General features: G+C 38.7%; 16 protein-coding genes. 12 read left to right on the top strand and 4 right to left on the bottom strand.

Going from position 1 to position 16641, the window contains the following annotated elements; all coding sequences use genetic code 11:
* Positions 1–61 precede the first annotated feature (61 nt).
* The 3 genes from MKZ25_RS17945 to thrC form a co-directional block, all read right to left on the bottom strand.
* On the bottom strand, positions 62–709 hold the full coding sequence (locus MKZ25_RS17945) for an NAD(P)-dependent oxidoreductase (RefSeq protein WP_340802665.1): 648 nt from the start codon (positions 707–709) through the stop codon (positions 62–64).
* Positions 710–860: 151 nt separating this feature from the next.
* Complete coding sequence (gene thrB, locus MKZ25_RS17940; protein WP_340802664.1) at positions 861–1772, bottom strand: homoserine kinase; 912 nt, start codon at positions 1770–1772, stop codon at positions 861–863.
* Positions 1769–2827, bottom strand: coding sequence for a threonine synthase (thrC, locus tag MKZ25_RS17935; RefSeq protein WP_340802663.1), 1059 nt, complete (start codon positions 2825–2827; stop codon positions 1769–1771). The genes thrB and thrC overlap by 4 nt, the downstream gene beginning before the upstream one ends.
* Before the next feature lie 209 nt (positions 2828–3036).
* Here thrC and MKZ25_RS17930 point away from each other — a divergent pair, with 209 nt between their 5' ends.
* The 3 genes from MKZ25_RS17930 to MKZ25_RS17920 all read left to right on the top strand — a co-directional run bounded on the left by MKZ25_RS17930 (position 3037) and on the right by MKZ25_RS17920 (position 6540).
* Complete coding sequence (locus MKZ25_RS17930; protein WP_340802662.1) at positions 3037–4269, top strand: MFS transporter; 1233 nt, start codon at positions 3037–3039, stop codon at positions 4267–4269.
* A 364-nt stretch (positions 4270–4633) separates the two neighbouring features.
* Positions 4634–5482, top strand: coding sequence for a MurR/RpiR family transcriptional regulator (locus MKZ25_RS17925; protein ID WP_340802661.1), 849 nt, complete (start codon positions 4634–4636; stop codon positions 5480–5482).
* Between the two features lie 131 nt (positions 5483–5613).
* A complete protein-coding gene (locus MKZ25_RS17920) occupies positions 5614–6540 on the top strand; it encodes a manganese-dependent inorganic pyrophosphatase (protein ID WP_340802660.1) in 927 nt (308 codons plus the stop codon).
* 19 nt (positions 6541–6559) lie between these two features.
* Here MKZ25_RS17920 and MKZ25_RS17915 read toward each other — a convergent pair whose 3' ends face one another.
* Positions 6560–7936, bottom strand: a complete 1377-nt coding sequence (locus MKZ25_RS17915; protein WP_340802659.1) for an FAD-dependent oxidoreductase — start codon at positions 7934–7936, stop codon at positions 6560–6562.
* A gap of 155 nt (positions 7937–8091) precedes the next feature.
* Between MKZ25_RS17915 and MKZ25_RS17910 the strand changes: the two genes are divergently transcribed.
* The 9 genes from MKZ25_RS17910 (at position 8092) to MKZ25_RS17870 (ending at position 16620) form a co-directional block, all read left to right on the top strand.
* Positions 8092–8796, top strand: coding sequence for a DsbA family oxidoreductase (locus MKZ25_RS17910; RefSeq protein ID WP_340802658.1), 705 nt, complete (start codon positions 8092–8094; stop codon positions 8794–8796).
* 214 nt (positions 8797–9010) lie between these two features.
* Positions 9011–9649, top strand: a complete 639-nt coding sequence (locus MKZ25_RS17905; protein ID WP_340802657.1) for an FMN-dependent NADH-azoreductase — start codon at positions 9011–9013, stop codon at positions 9647–9649.
* 206 nt (positions 9650–9855) lie between these two features.
* Positions 9856–10161 carry a winged helix-turn-helix transcriptional regulator gene (locus MKZ25_RS17900; RefSeq protein WP_079523324.1) on the top strand — a complete coding sequence of 102 codons (306 nt, stop codon included), beginning with the start codon at positions 9856–9858 and terminating at the stop codon, positions 10159–10161.
* A gap of 85 nt (positions 10162–10246) precedes the next feature.
* On the top strand, positions 10247–11158 hold the full coding sequence (gene murB, locus MKZ25_RS17895) for a UDP-N-acetylmuramate dehydrogenase (protein WP_340802656.1): 912 nt from the start codon (positions 10247–10249) through the stop codon (positions 11156–11158).
* A gap of 99 nt (positions 11159–11257) precedes the next feature.
* Positions 11258–12025: an exodeoxyribonuclease III gene (locus tag MKZ25_RS17890; protein WP_340802655.1), complete on the top strand. Its 768-nt coding sequence runs from the start codon at positions 11258–11260 to the stop codon at positions 12023–12025.
* Between the two features lie 105 nt (positions 12026–12130).
* Positions 12131–14503 carry a penicillin acylase family protein gene (locus MKZ25_RS17885; protein WP_445326886.1) on the top strand — a complete coding sequence of 791 codons (2373 nt, stop codon included), beginning with the start codon at positions 12131–12133 and terminating at the stop codon, positions 14501–14503.
* A gap of 212 nt (positions 14504–14715) precedes the next feature.
* A complete protein-coding gene (locus MKZ25_RS17880; RefSeq protein WP_427713826.1) occupies positions 14716–15003 on the top strand; it encodes a late competence development ComFB family protein in 288 nt (95 codons plus the stop codon).
* A 313-nt stretch (positions 15004–15316) separates the two neighbouring features.
* A complete protein-coding gene (gene mntR, locus MKZ25_RS17875) occupies positions 15317–15736 on the top strand; it encodes a transcriptional regulator MntR (RefSeq protein ID WP_340802654.1) in 420 nt (139 codons plus the stop codon).
* 26 nt (positions 15737–15762) lie between these two features.
* Positions 15763–16620 carry a CvfB family protein gene (locus MKZ25_RS17870; RefSeq protein ID WP_340802653.1) on the top strand — a complete coding sequence of 286 codons (858 nt, stop codon included), beginning with the start codon at positions 15763–15765 and terminating at the stop codon, positions 16618–16620.
* The last annotated feature ends 21 nt before the right edge of the window (positions 16621–16641 follow it).

Genomic DNA, 16641 nt, shown 5'->3' with positions numbered 1-16641 from the left:
TTTTTCGGTGTCCAGGTCATAGCTTCGCCTATTTGCAGACTAAAAGCTTTAGCGCTTTTTATTAAGACGCTGCTGTTACATTTTCAGACGCAACAGTAAATGTTGTATTTGGATATTCATTCTTTTCTATTTCATCGAGCAATGCCACAGCAAAGTCGGCATAACTAATATAACTGTTAAATTGTGAGTTTACTAAAATTTTCTCTTCACCTTTAATATAATGGCCGGTACGCGGTCCATCCGAATCGAACATAGCCGACGGAATGGCAAATGACCACTGAATTGAAGAGCTCTCTAAGTCGCGGAGGTTTTGCAATTGAGCCTTTGCCGCAACTGCCAGATCCTCAGGATAATCTTCAAGATCCATTAAGCGGACCGTTTTTTCTCGATTTACAAAAAGGCAGCCCGAACTACCAATGACAAACAACTTTTTATCTGTTCCTTCCAGTAAGGAAATTAAATGTTCACCAGCAGTGACATGTAAATGTTCCTCCCCTGGTAATGGTGCAAAGGCATTAATTAGAATATCGAAAGGAGCGATTTGTTCCTTAGTTAATTTAAACAGGTCGCTTTCAATGATATTAATTTTATCTTCTTGTACTGTTGCCTTATTTTTTACAATCGCTGTCACATCAAAATTTCTCATAACAGCTTCTCTTAAAATATGAGTCCCAGCCTTACCCGCAGCCCCAATAACTGCAATTTTCATAAACATTACCCCTTTCTAACAGTAGATTTATTAATATACCCAAATTTAAGAGAAATTATGCATAAAAGACAAAAAATGATAGAAAAACAAAAATGTACGTTACTCTAATTTGAGAATAACGTACATTAAATATTCTTATGATAGGTTTGATCTATAACTTGTTTGTGTAAGCTTTGACTGTTGAGCCAAATGGTGAAGCAGTTGTCAATACGACTTGATGTTCCGGAAATTGCTGTTGCATTGATGCAACAAATTGTTCGGATAAAGCAGGCGGGATGATCGAAATTAATGTTGGCCCGGCGCCACTTAATGCCGTTCCGTATGCTCCGGCCTTTTTAGCAGCTTCGCGAATTTCTTTATATGCCGGAATAAGGTTTGCTCGGAAAGGTTCATGGAACAGATCTGCTTCCATATAACGTCCGATCCGCTCATAGTCTTTTGCAATAAGAGAAGCGGCAAGCATATTCGCATTGGCACTTGCACGAACTGCATAATTACGATTCAGCTGCTCCGGCAAAACACCGCGTGATGCGGCAGTTTTGAGTTCGATATTCGGGATAAATACAACGAATGCTGCTTCCATTTCCTGAATATGAAGAGTGTCGACAATTCCGGATTCATCCATTGAAGAAATCGTCAGACCCCCTAATACCGAAGCGGTTGCATTATCTGGATGTCCTTCAATTTGAGATGAAATGTTCAGCTTATCCTGTTGTGATAATTTCAAATCCCCTAAAATATTCGCTAATTCAATAGCCCCTACAATTGCTGCCGCGCTGCTGCCAATACCACGTGCAAGGGGAAGCTCACTAGTCATCTCAATTTTACATGGGGGCAACGTCGCATTATATTGCTTTGCGACTTGCTTTGCAATTATATAAATTAAATGTGTTTCAACTGTCGTATCAGTAGGCACATTGTCACCAATATGCACAAATTCCCACTCGTCTTGTAATGTGACATCCAATGTTAAATAAAGTGATAGTCCAAGACCAATGGAATCAAATCCAGGACCTAAATTTGCTGTACTGCCAGGAACTTTGATTTGCCACATTTTACTCATAGACTAAATACGCCCTCGATGTAATGACGGATTTCCTGTTCATCATTTTTCAGCGAGACAAGGTCAACAGTAGAAACGCTCATCGCTGTATCCGGATCTTTTAAGCCATTTCCGGTAAAGATTGTAACAACGCGACTGCCTGCCGCGATTTTACCGGCTTTCACAGACTTGATGACACCAGCTAGTGAAGCAGCAGAACCCGGTTCAACAAAGATTCCTTCTTTATTGGCGATTAGTTTATAAGCTTCTAAAATTTCATCATCTGTAACTGCATCAATTAGACCGCCTGACTCATCACGAGCTGTTTCAGCGAACTTCCAGCTTGCGGGATTACCGATACGGATCGCTGTTGCGACTGTTTCAGGATCTGCAATTGGCGCTCCTTGCACGATTGCAGCGGCACCTTCTGCTTCAAAACCATACATTTTAGGAAGGCCGCTTTGTTTTGCTTCATTATATTCTTTAAAGCCTTTCCAGTAAGCTGTAATATTTCCTGCGTTTCCTACAGGAATACATAAATAGTCAGGGGCTTGGCCAAGCTGGTCGACAATTTCAAACGCTGCTGTTTTTTGCCCTTCAATACGATATGGATTTACAGAGTTTACAAGTGCGATCGGAGTATTTTCCCCGATTTTGCGCACAATATTTAAGGCATCATCAAAGTTGCCGTCAATTTCAATGATCTTTGCACCGTACATGCAAGCCTGTGCCAATTTTCCGAGAGCTACTTTTCCTTTTGGAATGACAACGATAGACTGAATGCCTGCACGTGCCGCATATGCTGCTGCAGCCGCAGATGTGTTTCCTGTAGATGCACAAATAACAACTTTAGAGCCTTCTTCAATTGCCTTTGCAACAGCAAATACCATCCCGCGGTCTTTAAAAGAACCTGTTGGGTTAGCACCTTCAATTTTTCCGTATAACTCAATTCCAAGCTCTTTTGATAAATTTACTAATGGAATTAGTGGTGTATTTCCTTCATTTAATGATAAAGCTGGTGTATTTTCAGTAACAGGTAAGTACTGTTTATATTCTTCGATAAGACCTTTCCACATAGATATTAAACTCCTTCTGTTCTCGCTAGATGAACATTTGTTTTTGTATACAAGACATTTTATACCTATGTGTTTCTTATTTCAATAGGAATTGTTAAATTGTCGGAACAATTCGTTAAGTTAAAAAAATGTTGTCACTTTTAAGAAAGAAATGTATGATAATAATGTTGTTAAGTCAAGTGTAAAGACACATGGAAGGTGGAAAAGTAATGTCAGTGGGAACGAATGAACAAAAGCCTCTATCGCGTAATAAACTTTTACGTATAGCAGGTGTTGGCTGGATGTTCGATGCAATGGATGTCGGTATACTATCTTTTATCATTGCAGCACTTGCGGTTGACTGGGGATTAAATAGTAGTCAAATGGGTTGGATTGCAAGTGTAAACTCCATCGGAATGGCAGTTGGAGCACTATTTTTTGGTGTGCTTGCAGATAAAGTCGGGCGTAAACAGATTTTTATGTGGACATTAATAATATTCTCAGTTGCAAGCGGATTATCCGCTTTTACGACAACGTTGACGCTATTTTTAATTTTACGGTTTTTTGTTGGAATGGGGCTTGGCGGGGAACTACCTGTAGCTTCGACATTAGTATCTGAAAGTGTAAAAGCTGAAGAACGCGGGAGAGTGGTTGTTTTACTTGAAAGTTTTTGGGCTGGAGGCTGGCTAATTGCCGCGCTGATTGCCTATTTCGTTATACCGGCTGAATTTTGGCCAATTGAAGGCTGGCGAGTTGCTCTATTAATCACAGCAATCCCTGCACTTTATGCAATTTATATAAGAATGAAATTACCGGACTCGCCACAGTTCAGGGTAAAAGAGGAATCAAAAAAGCGTTCGGTATTTCAAAATATCGCAACGTTATGGGAGAAAAAATATGCACGTTCAACACTGATGCTGTGGGTTTTATGGTTTTCAGTTGTATTTTCTTACTACGGTATGTTTCTGTGGTTACCAAGTGTAATGGTTGGCAAGGGATTTGATCTAATATCAAGTTTCAAATATGTATTGATCATGACTTTGGCTCAATTACCAGGTTATTTTACAGCTGCTTGGTTCATCGAAAAGTTTGGGCGTAAGTTTGTATTAGTTACATATTTATTAGGTACTGCAGCAAGTGCTTTTGTATTCGGCGGTGCAGAAACAATTGAAATATTATTAATTTCCGGTATGTTGCTTTCATTCTTTAACTTAGGAGCATGGGGTGCCTTATATGCATATACACCTGAGCAATATCCGGCAATTGTACGTGGAACAGGAGCGGGTATGGCAGCAGCGATAGGTCGTGTTGGAGGTATTTTTGGTCCGTTGTTGGTTGGAACATTACTGACAAAAGGGTTTGATATTAGCTATATTTTTGCGATTTTCTGTGTTGCCATAGTTATTGGTGTGTTAGCGGTTATTTTTTTAGGAAAAGAAACAAAACAAACCGAATTAGAATAGATAAATGCTGGATGGTGATCCATCAAGTATTTATCATGAAAGAAAAGGGACCGGCGTATAAAATAGCCTAGGTCCCTTTTTATATTATTAGAACACTGTAAAAAAATACCTAAAATATGAATGCACATCGCAATTTTTTAATAATAGTTGTTTTATAATTTATAAATTTTACAAATGTATGTCAATTTTCTACCCGGAAAATTATATTCTTTAGTATACTAAAGTTTTTTCAGAAAACTCGTTGAATTCTATTATTATTCATGATAATGTATTTTTTATTATTAAGAATTTAGTGCACGTAAAGTTACACGGATGAGTAAGATAGTATTTTAATAAAAAAATAGTAGAAAGGGAGATGGGAAATTTGACTATTTGTGAGAATATTAAAAAGAAGTATATACGGCTTTCTAAGGGGCAGAGGAAAGTTGCTCAGTTTGTTTTGGATAACCCGAATATAGTGGGGACACATACCGCCTCGGAAGTAGGAAGATTAGCAGATGTTAGTGAATCAACTGTTATAAGATTTTGCTATTCAATGGACTTAACGGGGTTTAGTGAGCTCCAAGATAAAATGAAAGAATATTTAATGGGAAATGGTGAAACAAGCGAAGTGAAACAAGCGCTGCCTGTTAAAAAAATCCGAAATCACATTGGGGCAGACATTGTAAAAAAAGATATCGCCAACATTTCGAAAACGTTCAATCAATTAAAAGAGCAGGACGTTGAAGAAGTTGTACAATTGTTACATACAGCAAAAAGAATCCACTTTTTAGGTTTCAGACAATCGACACCTGTTGCATTTTGGATGTATAGCAACGTTAGTAGATTACGGGACCATGTTCATTTTATACCCCATGAGGCAGATAAAATTGCACAACAACTTGCCTATATGGATGAAGATTCATTGCTGTTCATTATATCGCTTGATGAAGAGTATGAAGATATGGCGACAACAGTAGAAATCGCTAAAAGGAAAAATGTAAAAATTGTCGCAATCCGTAACAAAGAGCTTACATCTCAATCGGATCCGGCTAATCCGGTACTTATTGTTCCTAATACAAAAGAAGCAGGGGCCACATGTACAATTGCTATTTTCGCTCTTTTACATATATTGGTGGAATCGATGGTAAGCAAAAACCCGCCACAATATGAGCAGTATACTAAAAAGGCAAAAAATGCGTTCAGTACATCGAATCTAATAGCAATCAGCTAAACTGTAAGGGCTATAAGTTAGCCTTTACAGTTTTTTTATGCTAAGTAATGTTAGTAAAACTTTTTCTGTTTTTCACTTTTTGAACGTTATGTTAAAATGAAGAGCGAAAAGTATTTATAGGAGGCTCACTCATGAGTAAAACATTAGTTTTCGGACATAAAAATCCAGATACAGATACAATTACTTCAGCGATTGTTTATGCATATTTAAAACAACAATTAGGTGTAGATGCAGAAGCAGTTCGTCTTGGAGAATTAAATAACGAGACAAAGTATGCACTGGAGAAATTCAACTTTGAAGCACCACGTCTAATCGCTAACGTAAAAGACGAAGCGGCACAAGTAATTTTAGTTGATCACAATGAGTTCCAGCAATCAGCGGATGGAATCGAAGAAGTGCAGATCACGGAAGTAATCGACCATCACCGCGTTGCAAATTTCCAAACAGCTGATCCGCTATATTTCCGTGCGGAGCCTGTAGGTTGTACAGCCACAATCTTAAATAAATTATTTAAAGAAAATAACGTTGAAATTCCGGCTAATATTGCTGGTTTAATGCTTTCTGCTATTATTTCAGATACATTATTATTCAAATCGCCAACATGTACAGAGCAAGATGTAAAAGCTGCTGAAGAATTGGCGACAATTGCAAATATTGATCCTGCACAATATGGTTTAGCTATGCTTAAAGCAGGTGCGGACCTTTCAGATAAGTCATTGGAAGATTTATTGTCATTGGATGCAAAGGGCTTTGAATTTGGTGAGTATAAAGCAACTGTTGCCCAGGTGAACGCCGTGGATATAGAGGACGTTCTTGGTCGCCAGGAAGAGCTTGAAAATTTACTAAACAAAAATATTGCTGATAACGGCCTTGATTTATTCTTCTTCGTCGTAACGGACATTTTAAACAATGATTCAACAGCAGTCGCAGCTGGACAAGTTGCCGAAGAAGCAGCGAAAGCCTTCGGTGCAACAATTGTTAACGGTCGCATCAGCTTGCCGGGCGTAGTATCACGTAAAAAGCAAATCGTTCCCGTTTTAACTGAAAACTTGAAATAAAAAATGATCCGGTAACTCACTAAGAGTTACCGGATTTTTTCATTTTTAACGGATAGACGGCAGGTCCTTCAATGACTTCACCTTTAGCATTGTAGCGTGATCCGTGACATGGGCAATCCCATGTATCATCCGCAACATTCCATCTTGTTTTACAGCCAAGGTGTGTACACTTAGGTGCATCAGGGCGATCAATATAGCCTTTTACAAGTTCTTTTCCAACCATCCCACCAGTTTGAAGCATAAAATAAAATGTTTTCCCGAAATTTGAACGATTCGGTGAGAATATAGCGGCTGCCGGGTTTGCGATTCTTTTAATAAGATCTGTAAGTAATGTTCCCGCAACAAGTGAGGAAGAAAGCCCCCATTTGTTGAACCCCGTTGCAATGTATAAACTGTCATCACTAGGAGAGAGCTGGCCTATATATGGGATTTGGTCTGCGGTCATAATATCCTGTGCACTCCAGCCGTATTCATATGGCGGAAGCTCAAAATCTGTTGTTAGTTCATGCTGCAATGTTTCATAAAAGGTATCCGTATCACTTGTCGACCCCGCTGTATGCGATTGTCCGCCATAGACGAAGTAAGGCTGATTATCGATTAGTGCCGTTCGGATTGTACGACTTTGAGCATCGATGCTTAAATATTGCCCTTCCAGCAGCTGAGAATATTTTGTAGCTGTAAGGTAAGAGCGTTTAATTTGCAGCTTCATCGAATAAAGCTGACGAATCGATTCAATCGGATAATGTGTGCATAAAATCAGCTTTTTATAATGAACTGTATGGTCGTTGCTTGTATGAAGGCAATTTTTGGACATTTCTAATTTAGTGACACGTGTATTTAAATATAGCTGTGCTCCATGTTTTCTTGCTAAATGAACATAAGTATTTGTGAACTCGACAGGATTGATCTGACCTTCATTTTTTATGCCGAGCGCAAGTTCTACAGGTACCGAAAGCTCAATTTCTTTTGTAGCAACAAAGGGTATCCCGATTTTTTTATAGCTTTCCGCCTCAGTTAAAAGCTGCTCTTTTCCTTGGGGAGTAGCTGTATAAACGTACGAGGTAGCACGGGAAAAGCTGGTGCTGCTTTCGGAAACAGCCTTTTCGATAGCCTGTTTATTTGCCTCGTAGTAAATTTTCCCGTCTTCTTCATTTAGTTTAGAATAAATGACATTATGCTGTACGGTCAGTTTCCCTGTAGAATAAGCGGTTGTGCCTTGTGCAAACTGGGGCATTGCTTCGATCAGCACAACATGGAGCCCCTCTTTAGCCAGCGAATAAGCTGTATAAATACCGCTGATCCCCCCTCCGATAATACATATATCGCAATTAATCGATTCTTGCAGAGTAGGGGCAGCAAAATCTGAATGTGTTGGAAGCCATAGCGATTGTTTCAAAATATCACCTTTTTATTTTTTAGCATAGGGTATTTGAACAGTATTTATTCAGCTGTTGTCACAGAATAAAAATTCCCGGACCTAGGGGGATAGTTTCAAACATTGTACTTTTGAATTGTTGCTCGCTACAATACAAGACAAGGAGAGTGATTAGCATGAAAATCGAAGTATGGTCTGACTATGTATGTCCTTTTTGCTATATCGGCAAAAAACAATTAGAAATTGCATTAGATGAACTTGGGTATGGAGATGCGATTGAAGTAGCGTATAAAAGCTATCTGTTGGACCCTTCCACACCAGTTGATACGACAAGCTCTGTATATGAAGAATTGTCACGAAAATACCAGATTTCACTAGATGAAGTGAAGAAGATGACGGCAAATGTGACAGCACGTGCCAAAGAAGTAGGGCTTGAATACAATTTTGATGAAATGAAAAGTGCCAACACTATAAAAGCGCACCGTTTAGCAAAATGGTCTGAAACAGAAGGAAAAGAACAAGAGTTTACCGAGCGCGTTTTAAAAGCTTATTTTTTAGAAGGTGAAGCAATCGGGCAAACGGATGTATTACTGACATTAGCAGAAGAAGTCGGGTTATCTGCGGAAAAAGCACGACAAGTTATTGAAAGCAATGAATATATGGAGCAGGTAGAGCAAGACATTGCGGTTGCGCAAAATCTTGGCGTACGTGGAGTACCTTTCTTTGTCATTGATAATAAGTACGGCATTTCAGGTGCACAGCCACAGGAAGTTTTTGAACAAACAATTGAAAAGGCAGCACAGGAAACGGGTTTACGTAAGCCTTTGAAAATGCAAGGGGTAGACGGCGCTGCTTGTACGGATGATTCTTGTGATATTTAACAGAAGTTTAAAGAAGTTAAACCGGAAATTTCACCTAGAATATTAATTTTATATAAAGCCAAAATAGAAATTCAGACTAAAGTATGAAGACAATCTAATTGATTTTTTTAGGTTGTTCTTTTATTATATAAAAGTACCTCGAAGTTGAGATACTTTAAAACAAGATAAAATCATAAAAATAAATAATATTGAAAATAGCAGGGAGAAATGAGAAATGACAAACGTATTAGTAGTAAAAGCAAATAACCGCCCAGATGGCGTATCAACAAAAATGTATGAAACATTCATGGCTGAAGTAGCAAATGTTGAAGGATTAAACGTAACAACTTTTGATGTATTTGAAGAAAACATGCCATATTTCGGTCAAGAATTATTCAACGCATTCGGTAAAGCACAAGCAGGCGAAGAATTATCAGCAATCGAAGCAGGTTCTTTAGCGGCTTTCAATAAATCTCGTGAAGCATTAACAGCTGCTGATGTAGTAGTATTTGCATTCCCATTATGGAACTTAACAATTCCGGCAGCATTACAATCGTTCATCGATTACACTTATGGTGCAGGCTATACATTCAAGTATGATGAGAACGGTAACCAAGTAAGCTTAATGCCTGATAAAAAATATATCGTATTAAACGCACGTGGAGGCGTTTATTCAACTCCGGAAATGGCTTCACTAGAAATGTCAGCAAATTATATTGATGCTGTTGCAGGTGGCGTATATGGTATGGAAAAAATCGATGAAGTTATTATCGAAGGTCATGCTGCAAATCCGGCAGCTGCAGAACAAATTATTGCAGACGGTTTAGAAAAAGTTAAAGCTGCCGCGCAAAAATTAGTAAAAGTAACAGCTTAATTTATTTTTCATATAGTAAAGAAGGGTTGCTCACAAAGATGTGGGCTCCCTTCTTTTTTTAGTATTTTATCGAGCAGCAGCAATTACTAGATAAAAAATCACTTGGCAGTAAGCTACTTACTTTTCGTAATTAACTAGAAGTGGTAATATAATAAGTAGCAGTTAAATAAATTTAGTCTTAGAGTAGTAAATATGAGGTGAAGAAAATGAAAGAATCAGCACTATGTCCGCGCCTGTCAAAAGCAATGGAGCTTGTCGGTAAACGTTGGACGGCGTTAATTATTTATCAATTGTTGGAAGGACCTCAACGTTTCAATGCAATCGAAGCAGCATTGCCGATTAGTGGGCGCTTATTGTCAGAGCGTTTAAAGGAACTGGAAAAAGAAGGCATTGTTGAACGTAAAGTATACTCAGAAGTACCGGTTCGTGTTGAGTATAATTTAACGGATAAAGGGCGTTCACTTGAACAAACTGTGAGAGAAATTGAAATATGGGCGAAAACTTGGTTATAAATCATGCTGTTTTACTTGTAAAAAGCGTTGTAAAAACAGATACTTAAAAAGTACGTCAGCTTTACAGGAAAGGAAAATGTTTTTTATGACAATTCAACAGTGGGAAAATGATTTATTACAATGGATTCCTTCAACTAATATAAAAAAAAATGAAACATTAAAAAAATATACGATGACAAAACTTGGCGGTAAGGCAGATATTTTAGTACTGCCGAGTACAGAAGAGCAAGCCGCGGCTGTCGTTAAGTATGCATATGAAAATAATGTACCGCTACTCATGCTGGGCAACGGATCTAACATGGTTGTCCGTGATGGTGGTGTCCGTGGAATCGTCCTGCATTTTTCGTTATTGGATGAAATTCGTATTGATGGTGATATGGTTTATGCGCAAAGTGGTGCATTGGTTAAAGAAGTGTCAAAACAAGTTGCAGCTAAAAGTTTAACTGGTTTTGAGTTTGCCTGCGGTATTCCAGGTTCAATCGGCGGAGCAATGGCGATGAATGCCGGCGCTTACGGTGGAGAGGTTAAAGACATCGTCACATCGTGTAAAGTACTAACAACGGAAGGGGAGATTCTGGAGCTGAACAACGAGCAACTGGAACTTTCTTACCGGAAAAGCATCATTGCAAAGAAAGGCTATATCGTCCTGTCAGCGACGTTCCAATTAGCGCATGGTGAACAAAAGAAAATCGATGAGAAGATTGCCGATTTAACATTCCAGCGTGAATCGAAACAGCCGCTCGAATACCCTTCAGCTGGCAGTGTATTCAAACGACCACCAGGGTATTTTGCAGGTAAGCTTATTCAGGATAGTGAATTGCAAGGTAAAGGTGTCGGAGGGGCGGAAGTTTCTACAAAGCATGCAGGATTTATCGTCAATAAAAACAATGCTACGGCAAAGGACTATATCGATACAATTCAAATGGTCCAGCGTGTTGTAAAAGAGAAGTTCGATATCGACTTGGAAATGGAAGTAAAAATCGTCGGTGAAGACTAATCGTGCAAGATAAAATATGACTTCAACTCGTGCTAATTTAGCGCGAGTTCTCTTTTTTTCAAGGATAATTAAAGAGGACTTATGTAAAGGAGTGGAAAGATGAAATTAATTTCGTGGAATGTGAATGGAATACGTGCATGTGTGAATAAAGGATTTCTAGATTATTTTCATGAAATGGATGCAGACTTTTTCTGCATACAGGAAACAAAATGTCAGGAAGAACAAATTGATCTCCAACTGGAAGGCTATTATCAATACTGGCATTCGGCAGTGAAAAAAGGTTATTCGGGCACAGCTGTCTTTACGAAACATGAACCGTTAGCGGTATACTACGGCATAGAAAACGAAATTGCGGCAGATGAAGGACGCATTCTTACATTGGAGTATGAAAACTTTTATTTAGTCAATACATACACACCAAATGCAAAGAGAGATTTAACTCGCTTGGAAGAGCGACTGCTTTGGGAAGACCGCATGGCGCTGTACTTAAAGGAACTTGATTCGAAAAAACCTGTCATTTATTGTGGAGATTTAAATGTTGCACATAGCGAACGGGATATTAAAAATGTGAAATCCAATATTGGAAATTCCGGATTTACATATGAAGAGCGCGGGAAAATGACAGATTTGCTTTCAAGTGGATTTACAGATACGTTTCGTCACTTCCATCCGGACGCAACCGACCATTTTACATGGTGGAGTTATATGGCGAAAGTTCGTGAGCGAAATATCGGCTGGCGCATCGACTACTTTATTATTTCTGACCGTCTTGTTGGAAAAGTTGAAGAAGCATCAATACATTCAGAAATTTTAGGTAGTGACCATTGCCCTATCATTTTAAAATTAAAAAACAGTGTAGATGAATAGACTAATAGAAATTGAACTTTCAGAGCATGATAAGCTTTGTAAAAAACGAGAAGAAGAGGTGGATTTACGGCACAACAGGCGAAAAGGTCAAAAGGGCGTAAGTTTATTAGCATTGTCATTTGGACAGTCGGGATTTTAATTATTGCAGGCGGTGCAGCAGCGGCAGGGGTGCATTTATATGTAGCGAATTCTAAACCAGTCATTGAAGGTGAGCTCACTGTAGCCATTTTAGATGATGACGTAGAAGTTACGCGAGACGCTGTGGGGGTTCCGCATATTGTGGCCAAGTCTGATGCAGATCTTTACCGTGCACAAGGCTATGTACAGGCACAGGATCGTCTTTTCCAAATGGATATGGCGCGCCGCCAAGCAAGTGGTACATTGGCGGAAGTCGTTGGGGCATCGGCAGTAAATACGGATAAGTATTTCCGTACATTCAGTTTACGACATGCCGCGGAGTTATCATGGGATGATTATGATGCACAGTCAAAACAAATTCTTGAATGGTATGCTGAAGGTGTCAATGCTTTTATCGATGAAGTAAAAGGTACGAGTAAACTTTCATATGAGTTCAAATTGCTTGGGTATACACCTGAAGTCTGGAAACCGGTAGATTCGTTGACAATCGGAAAATATATGGCATATGACTTAGGCGGAAACTGGAATCAGCAAGCTTTCCGTTCATGGGCAATGCAAAACTATTCACAAAAGCAAGCAGAAGAATTATTTGTAGAGTATCCGGAAAATGCTCAATCCATTATTGAGGCGAATTTAAATCTGGAAACAAATATTGCAAATGCCATTCCAACAGATTATTTACCGTCGGAACATAATGGAAGCAATAACTGGGTTGTCAGTGGTGAGCTGACAGAATCCGGTAAGCCATTGCTTGCTGATGACCCCCATTTAGGATTAAGCACGCCATCTGTTTGGTATCAAATGCATTTGCAATCACCGGAACAAAATGTAAGTGGTGTAATTTTTGCCGGGATTCCTGGAATTATTCTTGGTCATAATGAACAAATAGCATGGGGTGTAACAAATGTGAATCCGGATGTGCAAGATTTATATATTGAAACACCAAACCCGGAAAACCCTTATGAATTTGAATACGATGGCAAATGGGAAGAGGCAACTGTAAGACATGAGCCGATCAAAGTAAAAGACGGTGAAACGGTGGGTTTTGAAGTTGTGGAAACACGACATGGTCCAATCATTTCCAACATTATGCTAAAAGATACAGAAATGATAGAGCAGTTCTCTATGCAGTGGACAGCACTGCAATCAACACAGGAACTAAAAGCAGTATTAGGCTTCAATAAAGCGACAAATTGGGAAGAGTTTGAAGTTGCCTTAGAGGACTTCAAAGCACCAGCCCAAAACTTTGTGTTTGCTTCAACTGATGGAACCATTGCTTACAAAGCAAATGGTCTCATACCGGTCCGTAAACAAGGTACAGGTTCATTACCAGTGCCGGGTAATTCATCGGAATACGGCTGGGAAAGCTATATTCCATTTGATGAGCTGCCAACTGTTATTAATCCCGAAGAAGGCTTTATTGCAACAGCAAACAATCAAGTAGTAGGCGGGGAATACCCTTACCATATTTCAAATTTGTGGGCACAGCCTTATCGATATGAGCGGATTGTAGAGATGATTAAAACACCGATGTATGATGAGGAAACAGGTGAATTATTAAAGCTGTCTGTTGCGGAAATGAAAGATATGCAAATGGATAAAAAGAATTTGCATGCCGAAGAATTTTTACCAGGCCTGCTTGAAACGATTAAAGCTCAAGATATAGATGACCAGTACAGGAATGTCATTACACTTCTGCAAGAATGGGAGTATTACGATGACAAAGATCAAGGTGCACCGCTTGTGTACCATTTCTTAATCGAAAATATGGAAAAAGCATTATTCCAAGATGCAATGCCGGAAGATGTCTATAAATTAATGCCTGGCAAATCGCAAATTACCGACCAAATGCTGCGTGATGCGTATGCAGGTAATCCGGGTGTCTGGATTACAGAAGAAGGCGGATTGGATAAATTCGTTTATACAGCTTTCAAGAATGCAGTAACGAAAATCAAAGGTGAATTTGGGACGCCTGTTTCAAAATGGAAATGGGGCAGCTATAATCAGCTGATATTTAGTCATCCTTTAGCAAGCGCATCAGACTTTTTAGCGGACTATGTCAACCCTGAAAAAGTACCGGTTGGCGGTTCCAGTGTTACCGTACAGGCTGCTTCTGAAGATGGCAGCGGAAATGTGAATCATGGTGCATCGTGGCGCTTTGTTGCTGACCTGGATGATTTATCGTCGGCACATCATATTGTCGGTCCAGGACAGAGCGGACATGTGAAGTCAAAATGGTATGACAACCAAGTTTCAGACTGGGTAAACGGCCTTTATCATAAAACAAACATCAATGGTGATATTAATACAAAGTACGAGTTAATTTTAAAAGCCAATTAGCTGTTTTAGCAGATAAACGTTAGTTTGAATTCAAAATATTGTTTGAAGGAGGAAAGTAGTATGGGCGATATTCAAATTGTGATTAAATTATAGGGGTGTGAATTGAAAAATAAAAGTAAAAAAGTCACATATGCAAAACGAAATGATTGAGTAATATCACTTGGCGTTATATGATTAAAGAAGAGAATCTAGTTATATAAATGAGGCGAAAGATGACAATGTCAGGTATTAAATTAATAAATGTAACAGAAGAAATAGTAAAAGGGCTTGTTAGTTTTCTGCTGCATGGCGTTGAATATCAAACATTTTGCCATTGTGAACAATGTGAGATGGATGTGAATGCAATAGTTTTAAATGTATTGCCTGCTCGTTATGTTACATCGGACGAGACGAGAGATGCTGTATTTAAACAAATGAGCACACCGGAATATCTTGAAGAAATTAATAAACAAATTATCCATGCACTTCACATTGTAAAACAATATCCTAAGCATCCATAAAAAGTGAATTCAATGCATTCTTTTTGTAAATAGACAAACAATATCAAGGTTAATAAAAGATAAAATGAAGAGGTTATTCAATTAGGGACATACTAATTGCAATAGCCTCTTTCTTTTAACACCTTTTAGCGCAGGATGACTATTAAAAATGTCCCGAATTTTCGGCAATAGTTGGCCAACCTGCTTTCTTTGTATTTGAAGCTGATTCTTCTGACTAAGCTAATGTATATTTAATCGTTTACTGTTTTCAGTTAACTTTTTGCTTGAAATTGTAGTAAACTGAAAGAAGCAATTGGAAAGAGAGGGAACAGCTATGCCAACACCTAGCATGGAGGACCACATTGAACAAATTTATCTACTAATTGAACATAAGGGGTATGCACGTGTGTCCGATATTGCGGAAGCTTTATCTGTTCTACCTTCCTCCGTTACAAAAATGGTGCAGAAATTGGATAAAGACGGCTATTTAATATATGAAAAATATAGAGGCTTAACATTAACGCCAAAAGGGCAAAAGTTAGGGAAGAGACTTGTTCAGCGACATGATTTGCTGGAACAATTTTTGCGTTTAATAGGGGTTGATGAAGAACGTATATATGAAGACGTTGAAGGTATCGAACATCACTTGAGCTGGGATTCCATTGATCGTATTGCGGATCTGGTGCAGCTTTTAGAAGAAGAACCTCAAATAACAAAAAAGCTGGAAGAAATGAAATCAAATCATAGTATGTAATGATTAACAAGAAAAAGGAGAATATGATGAATCAATTAATAAAATCAGGACAAGTTGTCGAATTAACGGTATTGGAAGAACAAGGGTCGCGCTATATTTTAACGAATGGAGATTTGGAAATTCCTTTAAATGCATCAGATGTGGCAGAAACGATTGCTCTTGGCGATGTTTTAAAGGTTTTCCTTTATACGGATCGCCGTGGAGACCTTCAGGCAACAACAGCTATTCCGCATATTACAGAAGCAGATTACGGTTGGGCGCGTGTGTTGAAAGTAACAAAAGAAGGTGCTTTCTGCGATATTGGTACATCCCGCGAAGTATTAGTCCGTGCTGAAGACTTACCGGCTATTGAAGAAGTATGGCCGGAAGCAGGAGATCATTTATATATTACATTACGTACGGATCGCAACGGGGATTTATTCGGTCGTTTAATTACAGAAGAAAAAGTCAATGACATGTTTGAAGGCGCAGCAGAAGACATGTTCAATAAAAACATTACTGCTCGACCATACCGTCTATTGCCGGTAGGATCATTTTTATTAGGCGTTGAAAATCCGTATCGTATTTTCGTACATGAATCAGAAATGAAGGCTGAGCCACGTTTAGGACAAGAAGTACAGGTACGCATTGTAGATGTGAAGGAAGATGGCTCGTTAAACGGATCATTTTTACCTCGAAAACACGAGCGTTTAGGTGAAGATGCGGAAAAAATCTTTGCATATTTGGAAAGTGTCGGAGGGAAAATGCCATTTGGTGATAAATCAACACCAGAGGAAATTACAGAAATGTTCAATATGAGTAAAGGTTCATTTAAGCGTGCGCTAGGTACTTTAATGAAAGCTCGTAAAATTAAACAAAAAGACGGCTGGACTGAAATCGTTTAGATATAACTATAAGTAAAAGGG

Source organism: Solibacillus sp. FSL W7-1464 (assembly GCF_038004425.1).
GTDB lineage: Bacteria > Bacillota > Bacilli > Bacillales_A > Planococcaceae > Solibacillus.
The sequence above is the reverse complement of the archived record's forward strand: the minus strand, read 5'-3'. Positions and strand labels throughout refer to the sequence as shown.